12 protein-coding genes are annotated in these 15,448 nt (G+C 72.9%); 4 read left to right on the top strand and 8 right to left on the bottom strand.

Features of this window, described 5'->3' with window-relative positions; genetic code table 11:
- Window positions 1–139 precede the first annotated feature (139 nt).
- From ACH4NX_RS22615 to ACH4NX_RS22600, 4 genes are all read right to left on the bottom strand, one after another.
- The gene (locus ACH4NX_RS22615; protein WP_351396821.1) at window positions 140–2,398 is read right to left on the bottom strand and encodes a heavy metal translocating P-type ATPase; all 2,259 of its coding nucleotides are present in this window, start codon (window positions 2,396–2,398) and stop codon (window positions 140–142) included.
- 78 nt (window positions 2,399–2,476) lie between these two features.
- A complete protein-coding gene (locus tag ACH4NX_RS22610) occupies window positions 2,477–2,716 on the bottom strand; it encodes a heavy-metal-associated domain-containing protein (RefSeq protein ID WP_351396824.1) in 240 nt (79 codons plus the stop codon).
- Window positions 2,717–2,792: 76 nt separating this feature from the next.
- Window positions 2,793–3,386: a GNAT family protein gene (locus tag ACH4NX_RS22605; protein ID WP_351396827.1), complete on the bottom strand. Its 594-nt coding sequence runs from the start codon at window positions 3,384–3,386 to the stop codon at window positions 2,793–2,795.
- Between the two features lie 79 nt (window positions 3,387–3,465).
- Window positions 3,466–3,681 carry a MerR family transcriptional regulator gene (locus ACH4NX_RS22600; RefSeq protein WP_351396829.1) on the bottom strand — a complete coding sequence of 72 codons (216 nt, stop codon included), beginning with the start codon at window positions 3,679–3,681 and terminating at the stop codon, window positions 3,466–3,468.
- A 759-nt stretch (window positions 3,682–4,440) separates the two neighbouring features.
- On the opposite strand from ACH4NX_RS22600, the gene mmsA reads away from it, so the two are divergent.
- Complete coding sequence (mmsA, locus tag ACH4NX_RS22595) at window positions 4,441–5,943, top strand: CoA-acylating methylmalonate-semialdehyde dehydrogenase (RefSeq protein ID WP_398128614.1); 1,503 nt, start codon at window positions 4,441–4,443, stop codon at window positions 5,941–5,943.
- A 396-nt stretch (window positions 5,944–6,339) separates the two neighbouring features.
- Window positions 6,340–6,876 carry an EF-hand domain-containing protein gene (locus ACH4NX_RS22590; protein ID WP_398128674.1) on the top strand — a complete coding sequence of 179 codons (537 nt, stop codon included), beginning with the start codon at window positions 6,340–6,342 and terminating at the stop codon, window positions 6,874–6,876.
- Between the two features lie 117 nt (window positions 6,877–6,993).
- On the opposite strand, the gene ACH4NX_RS22585 is transcribed toward ACH4NX_RS22590, so the two are convergent.
- The 4 genes from ACH4NX_RS22585 to ACH4NX_RS22570 form a co-directional block, all read right to left on the bottom strand.
- A complete protein-coding gene (locus ACH4NX_RS22585) occupies window positions 6,994–7,899 on the bottom strand; it encodes a class I SAM-dependent methyltransferase (RefSeq protein ID WP_398128615.1) in 906 nt (301 codons plus the stop codon).
- Between the two features lie 79 nt (window positions 7,900–7,978).
- Window positions 7,979–9,085, bottom strand: coding sequence for an NAD(P)-dependent alcohol dehydrogenase (locus ACH4NX_RS22580; RefSeq protein WP_398128616.1), 1,107 nt, complete (start codon window positions 9,083–9,085; stop codon window positions 7,979–7,981).
- Between the two features lie 2 nt (window positions 9,086–9,087).
- Window positions 9,088–10,494 (bottom strand): aldehyde dehydrogenase family protein, encoded by a 1,407-nt coding sequence (locus tag ACH4NX_RS22575; RefSeq protein WP_398128617.1) that lies wholly within the window; start codon window positions 10,492–10,494, stop codon window positions 9,088–9,090.
- Window positions 10,495–10,502: 8 nt separating this feature from the next.
- Window positions 10,503–11,258, bottom strand: coding sequence for a (5-formylfuran-3-yl)methyl phosphate synthase (locus ACH4NX_RS22570; RefSeq protein ID WP_351396844.1), 756 nt, complete (start codon window positions 11,256–11,258; stop codon window positions 10,503–10,505).
- Between the two features lie 510 nt (window positions 11,259–11,768).
- On the opposite strand from ACH4NX_RS22570, the gene ACH4NX_RS22565 reads away from it, so the two are divergent.
- On the top strand, window positions 11,769–14,423 hold the full coding sequence (locus ACH4NX_RS22565) for an alpha/beta fold hydrolase (RefSeq protein ID WP_398128618.1): 2,655 nt from the start codon (window positions 11,769–11,771) through the stop codon (window positions 14,421–14,423).
- Window positions 14,420–15,301, top strand: coding sequence for an ABC transporter permease (locus tag ACH4NX_RS22560; protein WP_351396850.1), 882 nt, complete (start codon window positions 14,420–14,422; stop codon window positions 15,299–15,301). The genes ACH4NX_RS22565 and ACH4NX_RS22560 overlap by 4 nt, the downstream gene beginning before the upstream one ends.
- The last annotated feature ends 147 nt before the right edge of the window (window positions 15,302–15,448 follow it).

Here is a 15,448-nt window from a genome sequence, read left to right as displayed (position 1 = left end):
GTCCGTTAGATGCGCAAGAGCCCCGATACGCCGAACGGGACCCCAGCGTAAGGAAGATGCGCGAGCCTTGTGAAGAGCTTATGTGAGGCGGGTGCCGGACTCCAGAGGCACTCCCCCTCTACCTGCGTGGAACGCGTGATCAGTGAAAGCCGCGCAACCGGAGGCTGTTGGTGACCACGAACACCGAGGAGAAGGCCATCGCCGCCCCCGCGATCATCGGGTTCAGCATTCCGGCGGCCGCCAGCGGCAGCGCGGCCACGTTGTAGCCGAAGGCCCACACGAGGTTGCCCTTGATCGTGGAGAGGGTGCGCCGGGAGAGCCGGATCGCGTCCGCGGCCACCCGCAGGTCCCCGCGCACCAGCGTCAGGTCGCCCGCCTCGATCGCCGCGTCCGTCCCCGTGCCCATGGCCAGGCCGAGGTCGGCGGTGGCGAGCGCGGCGGCGTCGTTGACGCCGTCCCCGACCATGGCGACCGTGCGGCCCTCGGCCCGTAGCCGCCGCACCGCGGCGACCTTGTCCTCGGGCAGCACCTCGGCGATCACCTCGTCGATGCCGACGGCCCTCGCGACCGACTCGGCGACGCGCCGGTTGTCGCCGGTCAGCAGCACGGGGCGCAGGCCCAGCCGGCGCAGTTCGGCCACCGCCTCGGCGCTGGTCCCCCTGACCGCGTCCGCCACGGAGACGACCCCGCGCGCCTCGCCGTCCCACCCCACGACGACGGCCGTACGGCCGTCCCTCTCGGCCTCGTCCCTGGCGCGGGACACCTCGGGCGGCAGAGTGCCGTAGAGGCGCCCCACGGCCACCTCGCGGCCCTCCACGCGCCCGCGTACACCCCGCCCGGGGAGGTTCGTGAAGCCCTCGACGCCGGGCAGGGTGCCGGCCCGTTCCTCGGCGCCGGCCGCGATCGCGCGGGCCACGGGGTGCTCGGAGGCGTGCTCGACGGCGCCCGCGAGCCGCAGCAGCTCCGCCTCGTCGGTGCCCTCGGCGGCGTACACCTCGTGCAGGGTCATGCGGCCCGTGGTGACGGTGCCGGTCTTGTCCAGGACGACCGTGTCGACGCGCCGCGTGGACTCCAGTACCTCGGGCCCCTTGATGAGGATGCCGAGCTGGGCGCCCCGGCCCGTACCCACCATCAGGGCCGTCGGCGTGGCCAGACCCAGCGCGCACGGGCAGGCGATGATCAGTACGGCGACGGCGGCGGTGAACGCCGCGACCGTGTCACCCGTGGCGGCCAGCCAGCCGCCGAAGGTGACGACCGCGATCAGCAGCACCACGGGCACGAAGACACCGGAGATCCGGTCGGCGAGCCGCTGCACCTCGGCCTTGCCGCCCTGCGCGTCCTCGACCAGCCTGGCCATCCGGGCCAGCTGCGTGTCGGCGCCGATCCGGGTGGCCTCGACGACCAGCCGGCCCCCGGCGTTGACCGTGGCGCCGGTGACCGCGTCCCCGACCCCGACGTCCACCGGCACCGACTCGCCCGTCAGCAGCGAGGCGTCCACGGCCGAGGCGCCCTCCACCACCGTGCCGTCGGTGGCGACCTTCTCGCCGGGCCGTACGACGAACCGGTCGCCGACCGCCAGCCGGGCCACCGGTATCCGCACCTCGCGCCCGTCCCGCAGCACCGCGACGTCCTTGGCGCCCAGCTCCATCAGTGCCCGCAGCGCGGCGCCGGCGCGGCGTTTGGAGCGGGCCTCCAGCCAGCGGCCGAGGAGGAGGAAGGCGGTGACCCCGGCGGCGGCCTCCAGATAGATCATGGAGGAGCCGTCCGCGCGGGAGACGGTGAGGTCGAAGCCGTGCCGCATGCCCGGCATGCCCGCGTCCCCGAAGAACAGCGCCCACAGCGACCAGCCGAACGCCGCGAGGGTGCCCAGCGAGACCAGGGTGTCCATGGTGGCCGCGCCGTGCCGGACGTTGGTCCAGGCGGCGCGGTGGAAGGGCAGCCCGCCCCAGACGACGACGGGCGCGGCCAGGGTGAGCGAGAGCCACTGCCAGTTGTCGAACTGGAGCGCCGGGACCATCGCGAGCAGTACGACGGGCGCGGCGAGGAGGACGGAGACGACGAGGCGCTCGCGCAGGGCGGACAGCTCGGGGTCGTCGGACGCCGCCCCACCGCCCAACTCCCAGGGCGCCTTCTCGTCGGTGGGCTCCGGCGGCGGTGCGGGCTCCTCGGCGGTGTATCCCGTCTTCACGACCGTGGCGATCAGGTCGGCGACCCGGGTGGTCTCCGGGTGGGTGATCCGGGCCTTGTGGGTGGCGTAGTTCACCGTGGCGGTGACGCCGTCCATGCGGTTGAGCTTCTTCTCGACGCGGGCCGCGCAGGAGGCGCAGGTCATCCCGCCGATGAGCAGCTCGACCCGGGCGAGGTCCGGCTCGGCGGCCGTGGGGGTGGTGCTGGTCATGGTCCGGGCTCCAGACGGGCCGGCCGGACCGCGCGCGGTCCGGCCGGCAAGGCGTGGGTACTGCTGGGGCGCTGCGGCTCAGGCCCTGCCGACGAGCTCGAAGCCCGCCTCGTCCACGGCCGCGCGCACGGCCGCGTCGTCGAGGGGCGCCTCGGAGACGACGGTGACCTCGCCGGAGGAGGCGACGGCCTGGACCGAGCCGACGCCCGCGATCTCGGAGATCTCGCCGGAGACGGCGCCCTCGCAGTGTCCGCAGCTCATTCCGCTCACCTTGTAGACGGTGGTGACGGAGCCCTGGGTGTCGGTCTGGGTGGTCATGTCGTTACTCCTCGTCGGGGCGTGCAGGGGCGGGTACCCGTGGTCCAGCGTGGACCACATACCGTCCACTGTACCCCTAGGGGGTATGGGAGGGTGTCAGCGTGCCGAGCCGGGGCCGCCCGTGGTGGACGGCCCACTCGTGGTCGAGGACGGCCATCAGCACCTCGTCCACCCACGCGCCGTCCCGCCACTCCACCTCACGCCGCACTCCCTCCGTCACGAACCCGACCTTCTCGTAGACGCGCAGGGCCCGGTGGTTGTAGCCGTAGGCCTCCAGCTCTATCCGGTGCAGGCCGAGTTCCTCGAAGCCGTGGCCGATGATCAGCCGGGTCGCCTCGGTGCCGATGCCCCGGCCGCGTCCCCGCGCGCCCATCAGGGTGCGGAAGGTGCAGGAACGCTCCTCGGGCGCCCACTCGTTGAGCACGACCTCGCCGAGGAGTTCGCCGTCGGCGGGGTCGGTGACGGCGAGGTCGAGGCGGTCGGGCTGCGCGCTGCGGGAGCCGTACCAGTCGCGCAGCACCCCCGGGGTGAGTTCATGCCCCGGCGAACCGGTGAAGTGCTCGACCTCGGGGTCGTTGATGATCTCCCACATGCGGTCGGCGTCGGCCTCGGTGAACGGTCGCAGTACGGTCCTGTCGCCGGTCAGGACGGGTTTCACGGAGAAGTCCATGTGCGGCACTGTGCCCCACGCGGCGCATCGGCACAGAACCATTTTCCGGCCGAGGGCCGAGATCCGACGGCCGGCTGCCCTACTGGCCGCGGTTCCGGTTCCGGTTCTGGTCCCGGTTGCGGGGGCGGGACGCGACCCAGGACCGGACCGTGTCCGCGTACCAGTAGGGCTTGCCGCCCTCCACGTGGTCGGGCGGGGGCAGGAGCCCGTGCTTGCGGTACGACCGCACCGTGTCCGGCCTTACCCGGATGTGGGCGGCGATGTCCTGGTAGGACCAGAGCCTTCGGTCGGTCACTGGTTGCACCTCCCTGCGCGCACCGCGGTGGCGGCCGGGGACGGCCGCCGGGGGGAGCCGGACGCTGCGCTGGCGATCACCAAGCCTTGCCGGATGAACGACGTGCGGCGAGGGACGGTCGGGGGCCGTTCTGGGCTGTGACGGAAGGCTCACATGCGCGTGACATGTGTGACGGAACGGTTGCTTTCGTGACACGAGCGACGGACGGGAGGGAGTACGCCGGGTGCCGGTGTGTGGCGCCACCCGGACCACGTTGCCCACCACGTCATCCGAATGTCCGGACAAAACGTTGACAGGCCGCACGCGCGGGGCTAGAAACCGGGGGAGACCCAACGGCGGGCCCGCGAGGGCGGACCCGTGAGGGCGGGCACGAAGGGGAACGCGATGGCGCACGTCCTGATCGCCGGGGAGCCGCAGTCCGCTCCCGCCGTCGCCGGTGGTTCCCCCACCGAACGCCTCCGGCGCGGGAAGGCCACTTCGCCCTGGCAGGAGCGAAGCACGAGCGCCGACTCCCCGCTCGCACCGGCTCCGCGCCGGAGGTTCCCGCGTCCCGCCGGGGCGCGAACCCGCCCGCACTCACCCACGTGTCTACGCGGACGCCCGAACCGCATACACAGTGTCGGGCCCGCCCGACGCGCTCGGCTGCTGGGATGGAGCCATGGCCGAGGCCGCGACCCGAACGTCGCCGGTCACGGCCGGTGAGCAGACCCCACGGCACGTCTCGACCCGTCGCCGCCATCTGTGAAGGAGTTCTCGGTCATGACGAACATCGTCAACCACTGGATCGGCGGCAGGACCGCCGAAGGCGCCTCGGGCACGTACGGTCCGGTGACCGACCCGGCCACCGGCGCGGTCACCACGAAGGTCGCCTTCGCCTCCGTCGGCGAGGTGGACGCCGCGGTCGCCGCCGCCAAGGAGGCGTACCTGACCTGGGGCCAGTCCTCGCTGGCGCAGCGCACCTCCATCCTCTTCAGGTTCCGGGCGCTGCTGGACGCGCACCGCGACGAGATCGCCGGGCTGATCACCGCCGAGCACGGCAAGGTGCACTCCGACGCGCTCGGCGAGGTCGCGCGCGGACTGGAGATCGTCGACCTGGCCTGCGGCATCAACGTGCAGCTCAAGGGCGAGCTGTCGACCGAGGTCGCCACCCGCGTGGACGTGGCCTCGATCCGGCAGCCGCTCGGCGTGGTCGCCGGGATCACGCCGTTCAACTTCCCGGCGATGGTGCCGTTGTGGATGTTCCCGATCGCCATCGCCTGCGGCAACACCTTCGTGCTCAAGCCGAGCGAGAAGGACCCGTCGGCCGCCGTGAGGGTCGCCGAGCTGCTCTCCGAGGCCGGACTGCCGGACGGCGTCTTCAACGTCGTACACGGTGACAAGGTGGCCGTCGACCGCCTCCTGGAGCACCCGGACGTCAAGGCGGTCTCCTTCGTCGGCTCCACCCCGATCGCCCGCTACATCCACACCACCGCCTCCGCGAACGGCAAGCGCGTCCAAGCGCTCGGCGGCGCCAAGAACCACATGCTGGTGCTGCCGGACGCCGACCTCGACGCGGCGGCGGACGCGGCCGTCAGCGCGGCCTACGGCTCGGCCGGTGAGCGCTGCATGGCGATCTCCGCGGTCGTCGCGGTCGGCGCCGTCGGCGACGAACTGGTCGACAGGATCCGCGAGCGCGCCGAGAAGATCAAGATCGGCCCGGGCGACGACCCGGCGTCCGAGATGGGCCCGCTGATCACCAGGGCGCACCGCGACAAGGTCGCCTCCTACGTCGAGGGCGCGGCGGCCGAGGGCTGCGAGGTCGTCCTGGACGGCACCGGGCTCACGGTCGACGGCCACGAGGACGGCCACTGGATCGGCATCTCCCTGCTGGACCGGGTGCCGACCACGGCGAAGGCGTACCAGGACGAGATCTTCGGCCCGGTCCTGTGCGTGCTGCGCGCCGAGACGTACGAGGAGGGCGTGGCGCTCATCAACGCCTCCCCGTTCGGCAACGGCACCGCGATCTTCACCCGGGACGGCGGCGCGGCCCGCCGCTTCCAGCTGGAGGCCGAGGCCGGCATGGTCGGAGTGAACGTGCCGATCCCGGTCCCCGTCGGCTACCACTCCTTCGGCGGCTGGAAGGACTCGCTCTTCGGCGACCACCACGTCTACGGCAACGACGGCACGCACTTCTACACCCGCGGCAAGGTCGTCACCACCCGCTGGCCCGACCCGGCCGACGCCCCGGCGGGCGTGGACCTGGGCTTCCCGCGCAACCACTGACGTCCGCCGGTCCCTGCCCCGTGCCCCGCCCTCGCGCCTGCCGAGGCGGGGCACGGGCGTGCGTACGGGGCTGAGCCCACGGGAGGGCTCGATCGGCATGTCGCGGCTCGTGGACTCTTCCGCGGGTGATTCTCACACCGGTGCTCAGGGGTCGGTCAAAGCGGTCCGGTTGTCACGGACGAGGCGTCCCAATGTGTCAGACACGCTCGTTGAGCAGTCCTTCTGTGACCAGAAGCAGAGATCGGGAGCCTGCGGCCTCTCACGGCGGTTCCATGAGTCATGACCGCCGCACGCGCCGGGTCGGCGGGGCCTTCTCATGTGTCCCGACACGGCTGGGTGGCGGCACTGATCAGGCCAGGCCCGGCATCGCCGGGTCGCAGAAGACAGGTGATGGAAATGCGACATGAGGCCGCCAAGCGAGTCGAGCTGGTCTTCTCCCTCTTCGACGCCAATGGCAACGGAGTCATCGACTCCGGCGACTTCGACCTGATGACGGGCCGCGTTCTGGAGGCGGCGACCGCGTCGGACGACGGCGCCAAGGCCGCCATCCGGGGCGCCTTCCGTCGCTACTGGACGACGCTGGCCACCGAACTGGACGCCAACGGCGACGGTGTGATCACCCTGGAGGAGTTCCGTCCGTTCGTGCTCGACCCCGAGCGTTTCGGTCCCACGATCACCGAGTTCGCCGAGGCGCTCTCCGTACTCGGCGACCCCGACGGGGACGGCCTGATCGAGCGTCCCCTCTTCGTGTCGCTGATGACGGCGATCGGCTTCGAGGAGGCGAACATCCACGCCCTCTTCGAGGCCTTCGGCCCGGACACCGAGGACCGCGTCACCGTGGACACGTGGGCCACCGGCATCAAGGAGTACTACTCGCCCGACATGGCCGGGATCCCGGGCGACCGGTTGGTGGCCGCCCGGGCCGCCGACTGACAAGGCCCGTCAGCGACTGCGAGGCGGCAGCTCGTTGGCGTGGCGCTGGTGCCGCCCGAGCCCGGACAGAGGCCCCGCTCCCCACCCCTGCGGACGCCGTCGTGAGCGCCGCGGGCATCATGGCCCGGGCTTGAGCGCGAAGACCCACCGGTTCCCCTCCAGCGCGTCGTTCGACTCGGGGAGGGGACCACGTCGGTACCGGCGGGTGAAGTCGAAGGGCGTGTACATCGAGGTGGACCAGCCCCTGGCCGTCAGGACGCCCGCGGAGTCGGGGCGTGGCCCCTTGTCGAAGAGCCGGAGCAGGTCGATGCCGATCTGCTCTCGCGTCGCCGCGTAGATCGGGCTGTCGCGGTACGCCAGCAGGTCTTTCTCCAGCTTGGCCTCGAAGGCCAGAGCGCTGCCCGCGGTGGTCAGCCTGTCCACCGTGTCGATGAGGTACGTCTCGACGGGGCCCGGCAGGTAGAAGAGGAGTCCCTCGGCCAGCCAGACACTCGGTGCGTCCGGATCGAAGCCGACGGCGGTCAGCGCGCCGGCCCAGTCCGCTCGCAAGTCGACCGGTACGGGGACGCGCTTGACCCTCGGGGCAGCCGACAGGTCCGTGAGCACCTCTCGCTTGAAGGCCAGCACACCGGCCCTGTCGATCTCGAAGACGACGCAGTCGGACGGCAGGTCCAGCCGGAAGGCGCGAGTGTCCAGTCCCGCGCCCAGCAGGACCACTTGGCGTGCGCCCGCGCCGACCGACCGGACGAGGAAGTCGTCGAGCGCCCTCGTCCGCATGCCGAAATAGCGGGCGAACCGCCCCCAGAGCGGGTTGCTGTCCCCGCCCGGGGCCTGCTCGATGCGCACCGGCCAGTCCGCGCAGGCAGGGGACGCGCGTACGAAGTGTTCCGCGTAGGTGTCCTGGGCCAGGCTGTCGGGGCGGTGGGACTCGATCGCCCGTGCCGCGGCGACCAGGAGGGCGGTCAGGCCCACGCCTCCGTCCACGCCACCCGCGTCGGTGTGCTGCGGCGCCGTGTCAGCCATGTTTCCTCCGTTGGCGGGAGAGCGGGTGTGAGACGTTCACGTGCCGGACGCGGTGAGTCCTCGGTGCCGCGCGCCTCGCTCATCGGCCGGACCTCCCCGGGAGCAGGACGGGTTTGACCACCCGGCCCGCGTCGCAGTCGCGTTCGGCTTCGTTGATGCCGGCCAGCGGGTAGGTGCGGATCAGCTGGTCGAAAGGGAAGCGCCCGGCCTGCCACAGCCCGATCAGCCGGGGAATCAGCACTCCGGGTACGGCATCCCCTTCGCAGATGTGACGGATGCCGCGGCCTCGGTCGAGCGTGCCCGGTTCGAGGGACAGCGGGGCGTGGAGGCGTGCCACCAGGCCGAGGCCGCCGGTGGGGCGCAGGGCCAGGAGCGCCTCGTTGATGAGCGAGGACGAGGCCGTGGTGTCCAGGGCGTACTGGGCACCGCCGTCGGTCAGTCGCCGGATCCGTTCGGGCAGGTGGGGCGAGGCGGCGTGCAGCGGGGTCGCACCGAACCGCTCGGCCAGGGCGAGCCGCTCGGGATGCCGGTCGACGGCGACGGTCAGCACGCCGGCGGCGGTGGCCGCCATCACCGCGGCCAGGCCCACCGCTCCCGCGCCGAAGACCACGAGGGTGTCGCCGGGACCCGCGGCGAAGGTGTTCAGCACGGCTCCGGCGCCCGTGAGGAAACCGCAGCCGAGGGGGCCGAGCAGTTCGAGCGGCAGCGCCGGGTCGACCCGTACGGCGTTGCGAGCCGGAACGAGTGCGTACTCGGCGAACGAGGACTGACCGAACCACCGGGGGGCCAGCGCTCCGCCGGTCGCGTCGGTGAAGCGCGGCGATCTCTCCTCGCGGCCCCCGAAGAGGTTGAGAGAAGCGAAGGAGTCGCAGTAGGCGGGGGCCGCGCCGCGGCAGTTCCGGCAGTGTCCGCAGGAGTCGAAACTCACCACGACGTGGTCACCGACGCCGATCGCGGCGTCCGGTCCGTCTCCGGTCCGCACCACGACCCCGGCGCCCTCGTGGCCGAGGACCGCCGGCAAAGGGCTCCGGCCGGCGGATCGTCGAACGGCAAGATCGGTCCGGCACATTCCGGAGCCCGCGATCTCGACCAGGATCTCGCCGACGGCGGGCTCCGTCCGCAGAACCACCTCCTCGACCGTGAACGGGCTCTCGTACGAGCGCAGTACGGCCGCCTGGAGTCTCATCGTCACCCCTCCTCCCGCGGACGGTGGACGACGAACGGCCGGAGGTTGCCGTACAGCCCCCACGGCCCACCCGCGACACCGACACCGCTGTTCCGGACACCCGCGAAGGGCTGGGCGAGGGACAGTTCGGCGTGGTGGTTGATCCAGGCCGTGCCGCATTCGAGCCGCTCGGCGACCGCCTCGGCCCGGTCGAGATCGGTACCCCACACGGAACCGCCCAGTCCGAAGGCGGTGCCGTTGGCCGCGTCGACGGCTTCGTCGAGGTTCTCGTACGGCAGCACCGGCAGAACCGGCCCGAACTGTTCCCCGGTCACCACCGGGTCGTCGGGCGGGACTCCGGTGAGGATCGTGGGGGCGAAGAAGCAGCCCGGTCCGTCCAGCCGGTGACCGCCCGCCGCCGCCCGGGCACCGGCCGCCAGAGCCTGCCGTGTGACCTGCTCGACCCTGGCCAGCTGCTGGGTGTTGCCGACCGGCCCGAGCCGGGTGTCCGGGTGGAGGCCGGACCCGACGACGACGGTCTTCGCGCGGTGGGCGAGGGCCTCGACGACCTCGGCGTGGATCCGGGCCGGTGCGTAGACGCGCTTGACCGCCATGCACACCTGCCCGCAGTTGCGAAACGCCGCCCAGAACAGCCGGTCCGCGATCCGGTCCACGTCGACGTCGTCCAGCAGGACGGCCGCGTCATTGCCGCCCAGCTCCAGAGTGACCCGGGCAAGTGAGACCGCCGCCGCTTCGGCGACGGACCGCCCGGTGGACACGGAACCGGTGAAGGTGACGTGCCGGATGCCCGGATGGGAGGCGAGACGGGCACCGAGGGGCGCGCGGCCGGTGACGACGGTCAGGACGCCCTCGGGCAGGACGGCGGCAAGGACGGAACCGAGCAACCGGGTGGCCAGGGGAGTGAAGGGAGAGGGTTTGAGGACCATGGTGTTGCCCGCGGCGAGCGCGGGCGCGAACTTCGCCGCCGCGAGCTGGAGGGGAAAGTTCCAGGGCACGATCGCGGCGACGGGCCCCAGAGGCCGCCAGCGGAGCTCGCTGCGCACCGGCCGGCCGTCGACGATCCGCCGGGCCCGGGGAGCCAGGCCGGCGAAGTACCGCAGACGGGCCGCGGTCCGGGCGACCTCCGCGTACGACTCGGTCAGGGGCTTGCCCTGTTCCCGGGTGAGTAACCGGGCGAGGTCGTCGCCGGCCGCCTCCACGGCGTCGGCCGCCGAGCGCAGAGCCGTGGTGCGTGCGGCCGGGTCGGCGCGCCAGCCGTGCCAAGCCCGGTCGGCCCGGCCGACCACAGCGTCCAACTCGTCCGGCCGCTGGTCGGGAGCATCATCGAAAGCCTCCCCGGTGGCCGGGTCGACGACGGCGAGACGCGCGGTCCGCCCGCCCGGGACGCGATCGGCCTCGGAAGTCGGCATCCCGGTGGTCAGTTCACGATCGGGGCGTCGACGGTGTGCTCCCGGACGCACCGGTCCATCTCCGCCCGGAAGGCGGCCACCAGATGCGGCTGGATCCTTCCGGCATCGCGGTCGCCGCCCTCGCAGACGGCTCCGCGCACGCCCACGATGTCCGTGCCGATACGGGTCAGCGGACCGAGATCGGCCTGCGTGACACTGCCCGCGAGGGCCGCGAGCAGACCGGATGCGTGGGCCAGCCGGACGAACTCGGCACAGACATCCGGCGGAACGTGGTCGAACAGCCGCGTCCCGTCCTTGACGGCGGTGTCGAGCATCGCCGCGTCGGCACCGGAGCGGGCGGCGATGTCCGGCACGGCGAGCGGATTGACGCAGCCGATCCGGTGGGCGTCGGCATAGCCCGAGGCGACGACGAGCGCGTCGGGACGGTGGTCCTTCACCGCCCGGACGACCGCGCGCATGACCTCGATGCCCTGATCGGGCGTCGTACACCCGTAGAGGCCGACCTTGATGTACGTGGCTCCCGAGACGACCGCGCCGAGCGCGGCCTGCGCCACCGTGCCGGGCTTGTACGGCACGTCCCCCACGGTCGCGGACACCGGCTTGTCCGCCGGTACCGCGTCGCGGATCTCCCGGATGACCCACGGGAAGTTCGCGCCGAGAGAGCCCTCGTCGGGCTTCTTGACGTCGACGATGTCGAGATGCTCCGCCGCCTTCGCACAGTCGAGAGCCTCCTCGACGCCGTCCGGTGAGATGAGAAGCAACACCGTGAACTCCTTCCGCCGCCGGTCCGCCCGGCCGAGGCACAGGGGACCGCGGATCACTGGTTCATGTGCGGTGTGCTCATCATTTCTGTCACCCACGGGAACCGGAAGGGCGCGCAGAGTGTCTACGGGGGCTCAGGAGTACCCAGGGCGCGCCGTGCAGAGGGGGGCAAAACAGTCCCACTGGCGATATGTCGTCCGACTCGCGAACGGCTTGGGGGCCGGGCGACGACCGGCCTGCCCGCGTGACACCCGCCGCGCTTCGGCTCACGGGGCGAACGTCGACCGATGCGCCGGTGACCGCGGCGTCACGGCCCTGTCCTCCGCATCGCCGCCACCGCCTGGACCGCCTTCCTCGGCACCGTCAAGGGCCAAGGACCGCGGACTGCTTGAGGCGACCGGCCGCCTACCACGGACGCGGTACGCGACCGGGGCCGCGTACGCCGGGCGGAGGGGCGGAGGTTCAGCCCGGGGACTGCCCCCGCTGTCGGAGGCGGCCCGTACCGTTGACGCATGGATCTTCGACTGCCCCGCGTGCGAGGGCTGCTTCGGGGGCCGCGGCGGATGCTTACCGCCGCGGCCGCCGTCGTCGTACTCGCCGGCGCCGGGACATGGACGGCCGTCGCCGGCGACGACCCGCCCCCGGTGCACCGCTCCGACCGGATCATGGCCGTGGGCGACGGAGTACGCCTGGACACCTCCTACTTCACGGCGGGTTCCGGCGACCGCCGCCCGGCCGTCCTGCTCGCGCACGGCTTCGGCGGCAGCAAGGCCGACGTACGGGAGCAGGCCGAGGACCTCGCCCGTGACGGATACGCGGTGCTGACCTGGTCGGCGCGCGGCTTCGGCAAGTCCACGGGGAAGATCGGGCTGAACGCCCCGGACGGCGAGGTCGCCGACGCGTCCCGGCTGATCGACTGGCTGGCGAAGCGGCCCGAGGTCCGGCTGGACGAGAAGGGCGACCCACGCGTGGGCATGGCCGGCGGCTCCTACGGCGGCGCGGTCGCGCTGCTGGCCGCCGGGCACGACCAGCGGGTCGACGCGATCGCCCCCGCCATCACGTACTGGAACCTCTCGGACGCCCTCTTCCCGAACGGCGTCCTCAAGAAGCTGTGGGCCGGCATCTTCGTCAACCTGGGCGGCGGCTGCGAGCGGTTCGAGGACGAGCTGTGCCGCATGTACCAGCGGGTCGCCGAGTCCGGGAAGCCGGACGCCGAGGCCGTGGAACTCCTCGACGCGCGCAGCCCGCAGGCCGTCGGCGAGCGCATCTCCGTACCCACGCTGCTGATGCAGGGCCAGACCGACTCCCTCTTCCCGCTCGACCACGCCGACCGGGCCGCGCAGGCGATCCGCGAGGGCGGCGCCCCGGTGGCCGTCGACTGGATCGCCGGCGGCCACGACGGCGGTGACCTGGAGACCGACCGGGCCCAGGCCCGCGTCGGGGCGTGGTTCGACCGCTACCTGAAGGACGACGAGTCGGCCGGCACCGGCCCCGCCTTCCGCGTCAGCCGCACCCTCGGCTCCGGCAGCGGCGACGGCGAACCCCGCCTGGAGGGCGTGAGCGCCGACTCCTACCCCGGCCTGAAGAGCGAGCCGCGCGCCATCGAACTGCGCGGACGCGAGCAGAGCTTCGACAACCCGGCCGGCGCCGCCCCGCCCGCCGTCTCCGCGCTGCCCGGCATCGGCGGCGCCGCCGGACTCTCCCAGCTCTCCTCGCTCGGCATCGGCGTCTCCCTGGAATTCCCGGGCCAGCACGCCGCCTTCGAGTCCGCGCCCGTCCGGGAGGACCTCCGCGTCACCGGCTCGCCGACCGCGACCGTCCACGTGGAGTCCACCGGGGACGACGCCGTGCTCTTCGCCAAGGTGTACGACGTCGGCCCCGGCGGCACCCAGCCGGTCCTCCCCTCCCAACTCGTCACGCCCGTCCGGGTCGCGGACGCCGGCAGCGGCGGCAAGGACGTGAGGATCACCCTCCCGGCCATCGACCACGAGGTGGAGCGCGGCCACCGGCTGCGCCTGGTCCTGTCCTCCACCGACCTCGGATACGCCTCCCCGGCCGCCCCCGCCACGTACACCGTCTCCCTCAAGGGCGACCTGCACGTGCCGACGGCCCTCGGCGACACCGGCCCGACGGCCGGGCTGCCCGCCTGGGTCTGGTGGGCGCCCCTCGCGGGAGCCGCGGTGGCCGCGGCCCTGCTGCTGACCGCCCGCCGCCGCACCACCGCGCCGCCCCCCGACCCCGCGCTGGCCGGCGTACCCCTCCAGATCACGGACCTGACCAAGCGGTACGCCAAGTCCACCGACCGGTACGCCGTCCGGGACCTGTCCTTCCGGGTGGAGCAGGGCCAGGTCCTGGGCCTGCTCGGACCGAACGGCGCGGGCAAGACCACGACCCTGCGCATGCTGATGGGCCTGATCACACCCGACGGCGGAGAGATCCGCGTCTTCGGCCACGCCATCGCGCCCGGCGCCCCGGTCCTCTCCCGCGTCGGCGCCTTCGTCGAGGGCGCGGGCTTCCTGCCGCACCTGTCCGGCCGCGAGAACCTGGAGCTGTACTGGCGGGCCACCGGCCGCCCGCCCGAGGACGCCCACCTCGACGAGGCCCTGGAGATCGCCGGCCTCGGTGAGGCGCTCGCCCGCGCGGTGCGCACCTACTCCCAGGGCATGCGCCAGCGCCTCGCCATCGCCCAGGCCATGCTGGGCCTGCCCGACCTGCTGATCCTGGACGAGCCGACCAACGGCCTGGACCCACCGCAGATCCGCGAGATGCGCGAGGTGATGATCCGGTACGCGGCGGCCGGCCGCACGGTGATCGTCTCCAGCCACCTGCTGGCCGAGGTCGAGCAGACCTGCACCCACCTGGTGGTCATGGACCACGGCAGGCTCGTGCAGGCCGGCCCGGTCGGCGAGATCGTCGGCTCCGGCGACACGCTGCTGGTGGGCACCTCCGCGCGCGTGGACGCGCCGCTCGTCGGGAAGGTCGCCGCCCTGCCGGGCGTGGCCTCGGCGACCGCCACCGACACAGGCCTCCTGGTCCGGCTCGACGCCGGGGGAACGGCCGGGGACCTGATCGCCGAACTCGTACGCCTGGACGTGCCCGTGGAGTCGGTGGGCCCCCACCGGCGCCTCGAGGACGCCTTCCTCACCCTGATCGGAGAGCCGGCATGAGCAAGTTGGCCGAACGCGCCGGGCCCGCCGGCTCCCGGGAGGTCGCCGAGGGCTACCGCGCGGGCCGTACGCTGCCCGTCCGGGTCGAACTGGTCCGGCAGTTGAAGCGGCGGCGCACGCTCCTCGTGGGCGGCGTCCTGTTCGCCCTGCCGTTCGTGCTGCTCGTCGCCTTCCGGATCGGCGGCGAGCCGGGCGGTGCGGGCAACCAGGTCAGCCTGATGGACTCGGCCACCGCGTCGGGGGCGAACTTCGCCGCGGTGAACCTCTTCGCCTCCGCGGGCTTCCTCCTCGTCGTGCCCGTCGCCCTGTTCTTCGGGGACACGATCGCCTCGGAGGCGAGCTGGTCGTCCCTGCGCTACCTGCTCGCGGCGCCGGTGCCCCGCGCGCGCCTGCTCTGGTCCAAGCTGGTCGTCGCCCTCGCCCTCAGCCTGGCCGCGATCGTCCTGCTGCCGCTGGTCGCCCTCGCCGTCGGCACGGTCGCCTACGGCTGGGGGCCGCTGGAGCTGCCCACCGGCGGCAGCCTGTCCGGCGGCGTCGCGGCCGAACGCCTGGCCATCACGGTGGCCTACGTCTTCGTCTCGCAACTGGTCACCGCCGCGCTGGCGTTCTATCTCTCCACCAGGACGGACGCGCCGCTCGGCGCGGTCGGCGGCGCGGTCGGCCTGACCATCATCGGCAACGTCCTGGACGAGGTGACCGCCCTCGGCGACTGGCGCGACCTCCTGCCCGCGCACTGGCAGTACGCCTGGCTCGACACCGTCCGCCCCGAGCTGGACTGGACCCGCCTGATCCAGGGCACGTCGCTGTCGGTGACGTACGCGCTCGTGCTGTTCGCCCTGGCGTTCCGGGGGTTCGCGCGCAAGGACGTGGTGTCCTAGGCAGCCCGGGGCTCCGGGCCCCCCGGGCATCCTCGGAGGCTTCGACCAGGTCGACGGAGGGTCACCCACCGGTGTCGGCGGCCCGTCGCCGTGCCCACTTCGAGACGTACCCGTGACGCCCCGTGCCGCACGTTCCGCCCCACCGCG

Origin of the sequence: Streptomyces sp. NPDC017225 (genome assembly GCF_044331465.1) — a bacterium.
Classification (GTDB): domain Bacteria; phylum Actinomycetota; class Actinomycetes; order Streptomycetales; family Streptomycetaceae; genus Streptomyces.
The sequence above is the reverse complement of the archived record's forward strand: the minus strand, read 5'-3'. Positions and strand labels throughout refer to the sequence as shown.

Coding starts and splice junctions, on each gene's coding strand:
- ACH4NX_RS22590 (WP_398128674.1), top strand. CDS start 6,340: ATGCGACATGAGGCCGCCAAGCGAGTCGAGCTGGTCTTCTCCCTCTTC.
- ACH4NX_RS22615 (WP_351396821.1), bottom strand. CDS start 2,398: ATGACCAGCACCACCCCCACGGCCGCCGAGCCGGACCTCGCCCGGGTC.
- ACH4NX_RS22605 (WP_351396827.1), bottom strand. CDS start 3,386: ATGGACTTCTCCGTGAAACCCGTCCTGACCGGCGACAGGACCGTACTG.
- mmsA (WP_398128614.1), top strand. CDS start 4,441: ATGACGAACATCGTCAACCACTGGATCGGCGGCAGGACCGCCGAAGGC.
- ACH4NX_RS22560 (WP_351396850.1), top strand. CDS start 14,420: ATGAGCAAGTTGGCCGAACGCGCCGGGCCCGCCGGCTCCCGGGAGGTC.
- ACH4NX_RS22580 (WP_398128616.1), bottom strand. CDS start 9,085: ATGAGACTCCAGGCGGCCGTACTGCGCTCGTACGAGAGCCCGTTCACG.
- ACH4NX_RS22585 (WP_398128615.1), bottom strand. CDS start 7,899: ATGGCTGACACGGCGCCGCAGCACACCGACGCGGGTGGCGTGGACGGA.
- ACH4NX_RS22565 (WP_398128618.1), top strand. CDS start 11,769: ATGGATCTTCGACTGCCCCGCGTGCGAGGGCTGCTTCGGGGGCCGCGG.
- ACH4NX_RS22575 (WP_398128617.1), bottom strand. CDS start 10,494: ATGCCGACTTCCGAGGCCGATCGCGTCCCGGGCGGGCGGACCGCGCGT.
- ACH4NX_RS22610 (WP_351396824.1), bottom strand. CDS start 2,716: ATGACCACCCAGACCGACACCCAGGGCTCCGTCACCACCGTCTACAAG.